Origin of the sequence: Paenibacillus sp. GM2FR (genome assembly GCF_002803325.1) — a bacterium.
Lineage (GTDB): Bacteria > Bacillota > Bacilli > Paenibacillales > Paenibacillaceae > Paenibacillus_AQ > Paenibacillus_AQ lautus.
On the sequence record NZ_MKZM01000009.1, the window covers coordinates 348,021 to 360,719 of the forward strand.

9 protein-coding genes and 2 pseudogenes are annotated in these 12,699 nt (G+C 47.9%); 10 read left to right on the forward strand and 1 reads right to left on the reverse strand.

Annotated elements, in window-relative coordinates:
- Positions 1–3: 3 nt before the first annotated feature.
- From PAEVO_RS22610 to PAEVO_RS22650, 10 genes and pseudogenes are all read left to right on the forward strand, one after another.
- Entirely contained in the window at positions 4–756 is a 753-nt protein-coding gene (locus PAEVO_RS22610) for a response regulator transcription factor (protein WP_243390903.1), read from the forward strand.
- The gene (locus tag PAEVO_RS22615; RefSeq protein ID WP_100539784.1) at positions 725–2,374 is read left to right on the forward strand and encodes a sensor histidine kinase; all 1,650 of its coding nucleotides are present in this window, start codon (positions 725–727) and stop codon (positions 2,372–2,374) included. Before PAEVO_RS22610 ends, PAEVO_RS22615 begins: the two co-directional genes overlap by 32 nt.
- Before the next feature lie 198 nt (positions 2,375–2,572).
- Entirely contained in the window at positions 2,573–4,210 is a 1,638-nt protein-coding gene (locus PAEVO_RS22620; RefSeq protein ID WP_100539785.1) for an extracellular solute-binding protein, read from the forward strand.
- A gap of 186 nt (positions 4,211–4,396) precedes the next feature.
- Positions 4,397–5,266 (forward strand): ABC transporter permease, encoded by an 870-nt coding sequence (locus PAEVO_RS22625; protein WP_243390928.1) that lies wholly within the window; start codon positions 4,397–4,399, stop codon positions 5,264–5,266.
- Between the two features lie 10 nt (positions 5,267–5,276).
- The gene (locus PAEVO_RS22630) at positions 5,277–6,164 is read left to right on the forward strand and encodes a carbohydrate ABC transporter permease (RefSeq protein ID WP_100539786.1); all 888 of its coding nucleotides are present in this window, start codon (positions 5,277–5,279) and stop codon (positions 6,162–6,164) included.
- Between the two features lie 274 nt (positions 6,165–6,438).
- Positions 6,439–7,599, forward strand: coding sequence for a GntR family transcriptional regulator (locus PAEVO_RS22635; RefSeq protein ID WP_100539787.1), 1,161 nt, complete (start codon positions 6,439–6,441; stop codon positions 7,597–7,599).
- A gap of 554 nt (positions 7,600–8,153) precedes the next feature.
- Positions 8,154–8,609: pseudogene (locus tag PAEVO_RS34835) on the forward strand (ATP-binding cassette domain-containing protein); the annotation flags it as partial.
- A gap of 504 nt (positions 8,610–9,113) precedes the next feature.
- Positions 9,114–9,491: pseudogene (locus PAEVO_RS34840) on the forward strand (LytTR family DNA-binding domain-containing protein); the annotation flags it as partial.
- 162 nt (positions 9,492–9,653) lie between these two features.
- The gene (locus PAEVO_RS22645) at positions 9,654–10,502 is read left to right on the forward strand and encodes an ABC transporter ATP-binding protein (protein WP_100539789.1); all 849 of its coding nucleotides are present in this window, start codon (positions 9,654–9,656) and stop codon (positions 10,500–10,502) included.
- Positions 10,499–11,224, forward strand: coding sequence for an ABC transporter permease (locus tag PAEVO_RS22650; RefSeq protein ID WP_100539790.1), 726 nt, complete (start codon positions 10,499–10,501; stop codon positions 11,222–11,224). Before PAEVO_RS22645 ends, PAEVO_RS22650 begins: the two co-directional genes overlap by 4 nt.
- Positions 11,225–11,316: 92 nt before the next feature.
- Here PAEVO_RS22650 and PAEVO_RS22655 read toward each other — a convergent pair whose 3' ends face one another.
- Positions 11,317–12,564 (reverse strand): glycosyltransferase family 2 protein, encoded by a 1,248-nt coding sequence (locus PAEVO_RS22655; RefSeq protein WP_165789736.1) that lies wholly within the window; start codon positions 12,562–12,564, stop codon positions 11,317–11,319.
- Between the last annotated feature and the right edge of the window lie 135 nt (positions 12,565–12,699).

The window sequence follows — 12,699 nt, forward strand, 5'->3', positions numbered from 1 at the left end:
ATGATGTTTAATGTTCTTGTTGTTGACGATGAGTCCGTTCAAAGAGAAGGCATTAAGGATTTGATCTCTCAGTACCGCTTCCCCTTTCAAGTATTGGAGGCCGAGAACGGAATGAGCGCGGAGCGGATTCTGGTGGAAAATGCGATTGATATCCTCATCACCGACGTTAGAATGCCTCTGATGGACGGACTTGCGCTAAGCAAACAAGCCCGAAAGATGCAGCAGGATCTAAAGATTGTCATTTGCAGTGGTTATGACGAATTTGAATATGCCCGCAGCGCCATCCGGCTGGGCGTGGTCAATTACTTGCTGAAGCCGCTGGTCAGGGAGGAGTTTCTGGAGGTGATGGAGGACATTACCCAGATCAGCCCTTATGGAGGGGACTACCAGCAGGAGTCGTTGGAATCCAAGGTCATCCTTCAGGTCAAGGATTATGTGAAGGATCATTACCAGCGGGACATTTCGTTGTCGGATGCAGCCCATGATGTATATCTGTCCCCGGGGTATTTAAGTATTTTGTTCAAGAAAGAGACCGGCGAGAACTTCTCGAAGTATTTGACCGATTACCGCTTGCGGCGGGCAAGCCATCTGCTCCAGAATTCCAATATGAAGGTCAATGATATCGCTGTAGCGGTTGGCATCGATAACCATTCCTACTTTGCCAAGCTGTTCAAAAGCAAGTTCGGCGTGAGTCCGATACAGTATAGAGAGTGCGGGGTGCTCCATGATCGGGTGGATCAAGAACAAGTTCAATGATATCAGGTTCCGCAACAAGCTGCTGCTGTCCCACTTGGTGATTGCACTCATTCCCATTCTTCTGCTCGGGCTGCTCTCCTTCATTCAGTCCTATCGCATTCAGATGAAGGAACTGCGGAGCGAGGCCGAAGCCAGCCTGGAGCAGGTGGCGAACATTATGGATTACAAGATTAACCGGTATAATACGCTGAGCGAGTTCATGGTGCTGAATCGGGATTTATCCCAAATTTTCATTAAGGATTACGAAGAGAACTATTTTAACATGTACCTGGATTTCCGGGACATCCTGGAGCCGTTGATCTCGAACATCCGGCTGATGGACGAGGATATTGAGGCCATTACCTTTTATACATCCGGTGAGCTGCTGGGGATTCGCGACAATATTTTGCCGATCGGGGATCTTAAGAGCAAGTCTTGGTATGACGGATTTCGGGGCAGGCGCTGGATTGTGGACGGGGAGAAGCTTTATCTCGTTCAGGAGCTGATCAGCAATCCGAAGGATAGCAATTTCATGGTCATTTCCATTCAGCATGACAGCATCTTTGCAGACCTGGACAAGCTGTCGGAGCATGTGGCGGTTCATATCGAGGATGCTGAGCAGCGGGTGATATTCAAGGAAAGCAAGGCGCCGGATGCATCTGCCGGTTTGGAGGATGGGGAGCCGAGCGGGCTGAGCCTAAGCCGATCACTCGCTAACAATGGCTGGACGGTTCACTACCATTTGCTGAACACGAATGCGTACGCCAATGCGCTCGGTATTTTTCAAATTACATTGTTTGTCATGATCCTCAGCTTGATCATTACCTTCCTGCTCATTTATGTGATCTCCAACAATTTCACGCGCAGAATTATCCATATCAAGAACAAAGTAGACAAGGTGGAGCAGAACAATCTGGATGTCATTATCCAAAGCTCGTCCAGGGATGAATTCGGTGAGCTGACCAACGGCATCGGCAAAATGCTGAAACGGATCAACAGCCTTATCTCCCAGGTGTATCAAGCCGAAATCGCCAAGAGGGAAAGCGAATATAACAAGCTGATCAATCAGATTAATCCGCACTTCCTATACAACACCCTCTCCATTATCCGGTGGAGGGCCGAGAAGAAGGCGGATATCGAAACGAGTTATATGGTATCGGCATTGGCCCGGTTCTATAGAACGACCCTGAATCAGGGGAGGCATATGGCAACGATCAAGGATGAGGTGCAGCACATCAAGGCTTACCTGGATTTGCAGCTTATTATGAATGATGGGCGGTTTGACGTCGATTATCATATTGATGAGAGAGTGTTGCATACCGAGGTCATCCATTTTATTCTGCAGCCGATTGTGGAGAATGCCATCAAACACGGATTTGTGGAGGCCAGAGGGGCAGATCACCAGATCCACATTGGGGTCAGCCAGGTCGAAGGGGGAATTAAACTAATCGTCAGCGATAACGGGGTGGGCATGACTCCCGTGCAGGCGGCGAGGCTGCTGGCCGGAGAGAGCGGGGGCTGCGGTGTTCGGAACGTGAATGACCGGATCAAGCTGTATTACGGACAGGATTACGGACTCGATATTCATAGTGAGTCAGGCAGCGGAACGGAAGTATCGATGGTCATTCCGGCTTCCTGAACAGCGAGCGTTATTCCGTCCATAGCATTGGTCATGAAAGCGGTGTGCTGAGGCAGCCGCTTTTTTTGTAGTTTGAAGTGGAGAACAAGAAGGTCATGAAAAAAGTGATACATATCCAAAAAATGTTGCATATACGCCAATTTTGAAACCGCATACAATTTGATTATCAACCAAAACAAGAAAAAAGGGGATGACAGGATGAACAAACGCAGAAAGATGGCTTCTCTGCTGCTCGGCTGCATGATGCTGGTCGTATTCAGCGGCTGCGGCGGGGGCAAGAGTGATAACGCGCAGCCGGAAATTTCAGAGCAGGATTATGAGCCTTACGGAAAATATGAGACACCGGTGGAATTTACGATCGGCCGGAATACCAATCATGTGAACAACCTGCCACCAGGCGATACAATTGAGGACAATTTGGCTACCCGATACGTGGAGGACCGGGTGAATGTGAAAGCCAAGGTGGCTTGGGAGACGGACGATATGGATCAGAAGCTCTCGTTATCGATGACAACGGGCGATCTGCCGGACGTTATGCTGGTCAGCCGCGATATTTTCAACCAGCTGGTGGATAATGACCTGATTGCCGATATGACGGAGGTGTACGAGAAGACCGCATCCGACGGGGTCAAGAATATCTACGCTTCCTATGGCGACTTGCTGCTGAACCAGGTGAAGGTCGACGGTAAAATCATGGGCCTTCCGATGACGAATATCGGCAACCAGCACCAGCTGCTGTGGGTTCGGAAGGACTGGGTGGATAAAGTCGGCGCGAAGATGCCGGAATCCGTCGAGGACGTATGGAACCTCGCCAGAACATTCGTGGAAAAGGACGCCTCGGGAACAGGCAAGACGGTCGGAATGGTGATGGATTCCAACGCCATGAACTTTACGCCGGTATTCGCTGCGCATGGCGCCTTTCCGATGAACTGGATCGAGAAGGACGGCCAGGTCGTATATGGATCGGTTCAGCCCGAGATGAAGCAGGCGCTGACGGAGCTGAGCGCCATGTACAAGGAAGGTTTGATAGATAAACAGTTCGCCGTCCGGTCGAATGAAGAGAAGGAAGCGCTTGTGATCAACGGTCAGGTAGGCATGCTGTTTAATCCATGGTGGATCGGCTACACCAACTACAAGGACTCGATCAAGCAGGATCCCGATGCTGTCTGGGTTGCCGTATCGGCACCGGTAGACGAGAACGGCAAATTCAAAACGATCCGTCAGGATCCGGTGGGCGGCGGTATCGTCGTGGTGAAGAAGGATTTTGCCCATCCCGAAGCGATCATGAAGTCGGTCAATCTGACTACGGATTTCCTGTACTCCTTGACGGATGATGCAATCAACTACAAGAAAGAGCATCCGGACGAGATGCTGACCGATGCCAGTCGTTGGAACAATGATCCGACGCAAATTCCGATGCAAGTGGATTATGACGACGTGTTGAAGCGTTATTACGACGATCTGATGAAGGCGGATCAATCCGGGGATGCTTCGGCCGTTCAGGAGGACAGGGTGGTATCCTTCAAGGCATATCAGGAGTTTAAGGAGAAAGGCAATGCCGTCGATGTGAACACCTATGGCGAATACCTCTCCCGTATCGAGGGTCAACGCGAAGCGAACAATCCGAATCTGGAAGTGATTCCTGCAGGCTTCTACGGAACCACCGAGACGATGAAGCTGAAGTGGGCCAACCTCCAAAAGCTCGAAGAAGAGACGATATTGAAAATCATCATGGGCCAAGCCCCCGTTGATGAATTCGATAAGTTTGTGGACACCTGGAAGCGTACCGGCGGCGATGAGATTACGGAAGAGGTCAACCAGATGAGCAGCAGATAAGAAAAGCAGGAGCCTTGGCGCGGAGGGCTATTGGTGGTCATCCGCGCGGGCTTTTCATTCGATAATGCCTGTCCTGACAGGGACATGATGGAGGTGGAGCGGACGATGGCGCAAGTGGAAACAACTGTCAATTCAGAGCGGGAAGTTCGATACCGGAGGAAAAAGAAACGAAGAACCTTTGACGAAATGACCTATCATGCGATGCTGCTGCCCGGCATGGTGATGCTGTTCATTTTCTCGATTGTGCCGATGTTCGGGGTGGTCATGGCTTTTCAAAAGTTCATCCCCGCAAAGGGGATATTCGGCTCCGCATGGGCAGGACTCGACAATTTCACGTATATGTTTCAACTGCCGGATGCCAAACAGATTTTCGTGAATACGCTGGTCATCGCGGTCGGGAAGATTGTTCTCGGATTGATTGTACCGATCGTGTTCGCCCTGCTGCTTAATGAGGTGCGTCTGAAGCTCTTCAAAAGCACGATTCAAACCATCGTGTATTTGCCGCATTTTATGTCATGGGTGGTCTTGGGTACGATGCTGACCATGATCTTTTCCTTTGACGGCATGATTAACAATTTCCTTGAGTTTCTGGGGCTGGAGCGGATCATGTTTCTGGCAAGCAACGACTGGTTCAGGCCGCTGCTCATCGTGACGGATACCTGGAAGGAATTCGGATACGGGACGATCGTGTATTTGGCTGCGTTGACGGCGATTAACCCGGCTTTGTATGAATCGGCCGCAATGGACGGCGCAAGCCGCTGGAAGCAGACGCTGAATATCACGCTGCCGGGCATGTTTCCGACGATCATCCTGCTGGGCACGCTAAGTCTCGGCAATGTGCTGAATGCGGGATTTGACCAGGTGTTCAACCTGTATAATCCGCTGGTATATGAGACGGGTGATATTATCGATACGTTTGTGTACCGCATGGGTCTGATCAATATGCAGTATTCGTTCGCAACGGCGATCGGACTGATGAAATCGGTCATCAGCTTTATTCTGATTGTTATATCCTACAGGCTGGCCTCGAGGTATGCGGGGTACAGGATTTTCTAGGAGGGTTAGCATGATTCAATCCAAAACGCTGGGCTCAAGGCTATCCCGCCTGATGATTATGCTCGCGCTCGTTCTGATTACATTTGTGTCGCTGGCTCCCATCGTCAATACGATTATGGTGTCTGTCAGCAGCAGCACGGCTGTTAATGCTGGCAAGGTCTACTTTTTTCCGGTGGAGCTGAACTTCTCATCCTACGGGCAGATATTGAATGACACGAAGTTTTGGAAGGCGTTTCTCATATCCGTGGAACGGGTGCTGCTTGGGGGCGCGATCAACATGATTTTGACCATCCTCATGGCCTATCCGTTGTCGCGGAGCGTCACGCAGTTCCGATCGAGAAACCAATATATGTGGATTATCGTGTTTACGATGCTCTTCAGCGGCGGGATCGTTCCCTGGTATATGGTGATCAGCAAGCTGGGGTTGATCAACAGCATCTGGGCACTGGTTCTGCCGGGTGCGGTTCCTGTCTTCAACGTGATTCTCCTGATGAACTTCTTCAAGGGCATTCCGAAGGAGCTGGAGGAGGCCGCATTCATTGATGGTGCCGGTCCGCTGAAAATCCTGCTCAAGATCTTTATCCCGATCTCCATGCCCAGTCTGGCGACCATTACCCTGTTTGTCATCGTCGGTCACTGGAACAACTTCTTTGACGGAATCATCCTGATCAATGACAGCGAAAAAATACCGCTTCAAACCTATCTGCAGCAGCTCAGTTTGACGCGCGACCAGATGCAGAATCTCTCGGTCGAACAGCTGCAGCAGTTCAATAAAATTTCCAACACGACCTTGAACTCGGCCAAAATTCTGGTTTCCATGATTCCAATTCTGCTCATTTATCCGTTTCTGCAGCGTTACTTAATCCACGGAATCGTTCTGGGGGCTGTGAAGGAATAGAACAGCTCAGCCGGTCAGCCTGATTGGCGTGCTCTGTTTGAGCGGGTACATCCAGCATCGGCAAAATGAATTAGGTAGTCGACAGAGACAGCGCCCTTAGCATGAGTCTTTCTGGCGAAAGACCATCCTTCGGCGCTGTTTTGTCATGGTTGAGACTGTTCAGATTGCATTTAATTTGTAAGTGGTATCCGTTCAACATGGACAATTTAAATATATCATGTTATATTGTTATATAAATTAGCAGGTTTTGGAGTACCGTTGGAGGGATATCAATTTGAAAGATGCAGCTTCCACGAAGCCGATGTATGAACAAATTTTTAATGAGATGAAGCGAAAGATCTCAACCCATATTTTTCGGATAGGCGATAAAGTCCCTTCGGAGAAGGAACTCGCGGATGAATACGGAGTTAGTCGAATCACAAGCAAAAAAGCATTGGACCTGCTGGCGGCCGAAGGCGTGATTGTACGCAAGCCGGGCAAGGGATCGTTCGTAGCCGATCCGGATGAGCCTGTGGTGCACAGGGAACCATTCTCCTCCGAGAGTGCAGATGCTGCAGGGGCCAGCCGGGAGAAGATGATCGGTCTTGTCATTACGGACTTTTCTTCAAGCTACGGCACACGACTGGTCTACAGCATGGAGCAGTATTCGAGGGAGAATGACTGCTTTCTGGTGCTGCGCAGAACGTTTGGAGACCAGGATAATGAGGAATTATCCATTCAGAAGCTGCGTAATCTCGGCGTGAACGGACTCATTGTATTTCCCGCTCAGGGGGAATATTTCAATGCTGAAATATTAAAGATGGTCATTGCCCGTTTCCCGCTTGTCCTGATTGATCGCAAGCTGAAGGGAGTCGCAGCGGCTTCCATTAGTACAGATAATCTTGAGGCAGCCGTGCAGGCGGTGGAGCATTTATTCGATTTGGGTCACCGTCATATTTCCCTGCTGTCTCCTCCACCGAGAGATACGACAGCGGTTGAAGAACGGATTGAAGGGTTCGTGCAGGCTCATGCCGCCCGGGGCATCGCGTTTGATAAGGAAATCTGGATTAGCGATGTGACGGCCACTTTGCCCAATGCCTTCCATGAGAGCAATATTGAACGTGAAATCCAGCGGATCGTGCAGCATCTGCAGGATCACCCTTCGATTACTGCCTTTTTTGCGATCGAATATAACATTGCTTTGCTGGCCAAGGTTGCGGCCGAGCGCCTCGGTCTGCGGGTGCCGGAGGATGTATCCATCATATGCTTCGACAGTCCGCAGCTAAATATCGGCGAGGGTTATTTGTTTACCCATATGCGGCAGAACGAGGAAGAGATGGGGAGGCTGGCGATCGAGACGGTACTGGGCATCATGAATCACGATGATGTAGCCGTTGAGAAGCGATTGCCGGCGGAATTGGTGGTTGGTGCATCTACCGGGCCTGTAAAGAAATAACCAGTAACCTTCTCTAAACTTCTGTGTGCGGTGACGCGCGGCAACATATGCATGGATAGCAAGATCGAACGTAATCCACCTGATACCGCCATATCGCCTGATTGAAATTTGATTTCGAAGACGATGCGTAGCTGAATACTGAATCTGAACCGGATGCAGGAATACGGCAGTTTTATCCTTTTTCCACTATAGATGGAACAAGTACAAGCCATGCGCTCACGGATAATGTGAGCGCATGTTTTTTGTTCCTTTTTCTAAATGAATGCGGATTAGATATTATGCGGAGACCGCAGAATTCGGACATAACATGTGTTTTATATATTGATATATTAACTGGATGACTGTAGATTATGCGATCAACTTAAATAAACACAAATTATTTTATTATGCAAAAATATCCATACAAATCTCAACCCTTTGTCTAAATCCCTTGTCATTATTTCTCGGGAAATAGCATCTGCTAGCGAATTATCCGAAATAAATAGTAGTTTCAGCCAAATCATTCCACTAAAATAGGAATGTTGGAACAACATTCTAGGGGGATATCAAATCAGATGAGTGTAGTACAGCTACGACACGTGCAGAAGACATCCGGCAGTACCGTATTAATTCCGCATATCGACCTTGAAGTGACAGCAGGTCAATGCGTTGTTATTCAATGTAATCATGAATTAGGACATCAATTATTACTCGCCATGATCGGGCAGACGTCGATATCCGAGGGTTCCGTATGGATTCACGGAGAGGCGCTGACACCCCATAATACACGCGACATTAGAAGGAAAATAGGGATTCAACTTTTGTCCGATACAGCTTATGAGCGACTGAAGGTCAGCGAATTTCTTCAATTTTACGCTCGTCTCTACGAGGCGGAGCCGGATACGGACCTGTTATTGCAGCGGCTAGGACTTGCAGAGAAGCGGGATAGCCGAGTGTCGCGGCTGACTTCATCAGAAGTGCGCCGATTGTCCATCGCACGCGCACTCGTACATAATCCGCAGGTTCTATTCATGGAAGATCCGGAGCAGAACGTCGATCTTGAGACAAGTTATATCATTCGTAATCTAATACCGGCTCTGATGGAGGAAGGCACAGCGATCATTATCACGACAATGGTTCTGGAACAAGCCATATCCATGACCAATGATGTGTACTTATATAGCCATACCGGATTTAAGAAGCTGGAGACGGCGGAAGAAGAACAGAATCTCCTTAACCCAAATGATAGAAATAGAGATAGAGAGCCAGTTATTTCAATGGTAGGGAAGCAGGTAAGTACACCCACTGAAGCTGATTCCGTTACTAAAAACTTCATATCCGCTGAGGTTTTTGCGAGGACTCTATCAGAAGAAAAAGAGAACCAAGTCACGTTGATTGCGCCTAATACAACAGCAGAGATGGAGTCCGGTATGGAAACAAAGCGGGAAGAAGCCGAGATAAGCGCTTCACCTGATAAATCGTTGTCTACCGAAACCGGCGCCAGTGTCAGGGCGGTAGATCTAGACTTACAACCGGAGCCAGCGGGAAACCAGGTTCCTGTTTTTGTCCAGCCCATGCGTTTTGAGAAGATTCCGGCCAAGGTGGGAGACAAGCTCATTCTGTTTGATCCGACGGAGATTGATTATATCGAGAGTCATGAGGGTGTCGCGAATCTCCATGTTCTCCAAGGGACCTATGCCTGTTCCATGTCGTTGAGCGATCTGGAAGGGAGACTCAAGGGTTTTGGTTTTTATCGTTGTCACCGCTCGTACCTGGTAAATCTGCAGAAGGTCCGCGAAGTCATCACATGGACACGGAACAGCTACAGCTTAATCCTGGACGACCAAACCAAGAGCTCTATTCCGCTATCCAAGAATAAATATGATGAATTAAAGAAGATCATTGGCATTTGATTGCGGTTTGTTCATCCGAATTGCTGCTCCGTTCAAGGCAGAAATCGCAGGTTTCAATGGCAGATATACTCCTTTCATCCCTTATATAATGCGGCTTTTCTGGCGTTACCTTAACATGAAGTGTGTAAGGCGATAACGAAAACCCGAAGGGATGGATCAAGCATGCAACCAATCATTGAAGTCAATCAGCTGCTGAAGGCATTCGGAAACAAGAGTGCGTTACAGCATATCCAATTTCATATTAATCAGGGCGAAATATTCGGATTCTTGGGTCCAAGCGGATCGGGCAAAACAACGACGGTAAAAATTTTGACTTCCCAACTGCTTCCAACCTCCGGCACCGTTAAAGTATTCGGTCAACCTATCAATAAAATGAATGATGCCAACCATAAGCGCCGGATCGGGATATTGACCGATAACAGCGCTTTATATGAAAGACTCACCATCCAAGACAATCTGGAACTGTTCTGCAAGTTGTACGATGTGGAATTGAAGCGGATTGCCGAAGTTCTGGAAGAGGTCAATCTAGCCAATGACCGTAAAACGATGGTGAAGAAACTCTCAAAAGGGATGAAGCAACGAGTGATGCTGGCACGCGCCATTCTTCACAAGCCGGACCTCTTGTTCCTGGACGAGCCTACGTCGGCGTTAGACCCGGCCAATGCCCTGCATATTCATGAGGGATTGCGGAAATTGAATCGGGAAGGGACCACCATTTTTCTGACGACCCACAATATGATGGAAGCGGAGAGTCTGTGTGATCGTGTAGCCTTTATCCATGATGGCGTGATCAAAGCGATTGATACCCCGCAGCAGCTGCGTCTGGCGCATGCCGATCAATCGATGACGGTTCTGGTGGAGGGTGAGGGCAAGCTGGTGCTGCAGCAGAGCGAAGAGAGTGCGCAGCGCATTGGCCAATGGATGCAAGAAGGCAAGCTATTATCGATCCATTCGAATGAACCTACGTTAGGCGATATTTTTGTACAAATGACAGGGAGGGAATTGCAATGACATTTTCCATGAAGAGACTGCAAGCCATTATAAATAAAGAGTGGAAAGATAGTATCCGTAACCCGCAAATTCTATTGATGATGGGAATGCCGATCCTGTTTGCCTTCCTGTTCAGTAGGATGGGGGCCAACGGTACAACAGGCGATGACATGATGATATTGAGCTTCCCGATTCTGCTTGCCCTGTCGATGACAGGTGCGTTCGTGCTGGCGATGATGGTCGCGGAAGAGAAGGAGAAGCAAACCCTGCGCGTATTGATGCTCTCGCCTGCAAGTACAACCGAGATTCTGATGGGTAAAAGCTTTCTTACTTTCGTATTAACAGTGATCGCTGTGATCGCTTCGGTGGCCGTCTCGGAAGTGCCGGAGGTGAGCTGGGGAATTCCGTCCCTGCTGATTCTCATCTCGCTTATCATGTTCATTGCGCTGGGTTTAATCATCGGTTTGATGTCGCGTACCGTACAAGAGTCCTCCATCATCGGTGTGCCGGTTCTGATTATCTTCGTTATGGCCCCGATGTTCGCTCCCATGTTAGACAGCGAATTCATGATGAGCTTCGTAAACTATTTGCCTACGCAGAAGTTTATCGATATTATGGGCGGCGTCAGCGCGGGTGTCACTATGGGAGAAATCACAAGTGATTTATTGATCTGCGTGGCATGGATGGTCGTTTCCATCGTTGCAGCAGTTGCGGTGTACAGCCGTAAGCGATTTGATAAGTAGCACATCAAGAGCATGAGTAAGCAACAACAAGCCGTATGGGACCTACGCTCCCTGCGGCTTTGGTAATCTAGAAAGAGGATTAACAATCGAATCTATTCTTCTACTTCAATATCGCTCAAATGAATAGCTCTTGTATGCTTTGTAGGATTCCAATTTACGTTCTTCATTGTAATGAGTGACCAAAGGAACAGTGGTACATAAGTTAGATTGAAGAAGTACAGGTATACATAGCTCCGGAAGATGCTTACTTTATTTTTCGAATCGAGAAACTGTGCGTATCCTACGTAAATGAATTGGAATAACAAGCATATTATCCAAACTTGCCAAGGAATCAAATGATGAGCGTCTAATAAGTCGGTAGCAATGGACATGAATATAAAGAGACCTGTTATAGCACTTAAAACAATCTTGCCAGGATTAATAAGGTACATAAAACCATCAAAAGCTTTGAAGTCTAGCTTGCTAATGAATCTCCAAATTAACCTGTGAGCGTATTTAAAGCAAACATCCCAATGCCCTCTTGCCCATCGGAGACGTTGAATGCAGGAAGATTTGAAACTTTCCGGCTTCTCATCGTACACGCGCGCAAAGTGACACCATTTAGCTGGTACACCTTCAAGCAAACACTGCATAGTAAATTCAAGGTCTTCCGTTAAGGAACGAGCGGTCCAACCGATGTTTTTGAATAGAGTCGTATCTACGCAGAACCCAGTTCCACCGATCGCGTTTCCTAAGCCTAATCTGGACTTAGCAAGCTGCCAAGAGCGGTTCATGAAAATGTAGCTTACGGAGTAACCTATGGTCACCCAGTTGTCATTTGGATTCTTAGAATCCAGGTAACATTGTATTAATTTATCACCGTTCAACAAGTGGTTATTCATTTCCTTTAAATAGTTCAACGAGACTAGGTTGTCGGCATCGAAGAAGGCGATGCCGTCAAAATCATCGATTAACCTATCTCCATACTGTTCAATTGCGTATTTGATTCCATAAGGTTTCCCCTGTTGTTCTCCTGGCAGGTATGTATGTTCAATAACTGTAGCACCAAGTTTTCTAGCGATTTCACTTGTTTTATCCTTACATCCATCAGCAATAACGCACACTTCATAGAGCTCCTTCGGGTAGTCCATGTTATGAAGATTCTCTACAAGGTGTCCAATAACCGCTTCTTCGTTGTGCGCAGGAATCATGAGAAGAAATCTTTTCAAAGGCTCATATTCTTTCAGTCTCTTTGGTTTTCCAAAGCCGAAGAGACTGATGAGCATCCAATATGCCCAGAAGAACAGTAGGAGGTATTGAATAAGGGTTAATCCAAGACTAAATACATACTCAAAACTCATTACTTGCTCCACCCTTTTTACTGAAATTTTTCTAGATGCTGATCCGGGAGCGCAGAAACGTCGGACAAGGTTAAAGGCTATTACATAGTATATATAGGTCTTATCCACGTCAAGTAGACATTGAGAATATGAATG

What these genes read in the sequence shown, in the direction of transcription:
- PAEVO_RS22615 (WP_100539784.1), top strand. Translation starts at nt 725, where the DNA reads ATGATCGGGTGGATCAAGAACAAGTTCAATGATATCAGGTTCCGCAAC.
- PAEVO_RS22625 (WP_243390928.1), top strand. Translation starts at nt 4,397, where the DNA reads ATGACCTATCATGCGATGCTGCTGCCCGGCATGGTGATGCTGTTCATT.
- PAEVO_RS22610 (WP_243390903.1), top strand. Translation starts at nt 4, where the DNA reads ATGTTTAATGTTCTTGTTGTTGACGATGAGTCCGTTCAAAGAGAAGGC.
- PAEVO_RS22650 (WP_100539790.1), top strand. Translation starts at nt 10,499, where the DNA reads ATGACATTTTCCATGAAGAGACTGCAAGCCATTATAAATAAAGAGTGG.
- PAEVO_RS22645 (WP_100539789.1), top strand. Translation starts at nt 9,654, where the DNA reads ATGCAACCAATCATTGAAGTCAATCAGCTGCTGAAGGCATTCGGAAAC.
- PAEVO_RS22655 (WP_165789736.1), bottom strand. Translation starts at nt 12,564, where the DNA reads ATGAGTTTTGAGTATGTATTTAGTCTTGGATTAACCCTTATTCAATAC.
- PAEVO_RS22630 (WP_100539786.1), top strand. Translation starts at nt 5,277, where the DNA reads ATGATTCAATCCAAAACGCTGGGCTCAAGGCTATCCCGCCTGATGATT.
- PAEVO_RS22620 (WP_100539785.1), top strand. Translation starts at nt 2,573, where the DNA reads ATGAACAAACGCAGAAAGATGGCTTCTCTGCTGCTCGGCTGCATGATG.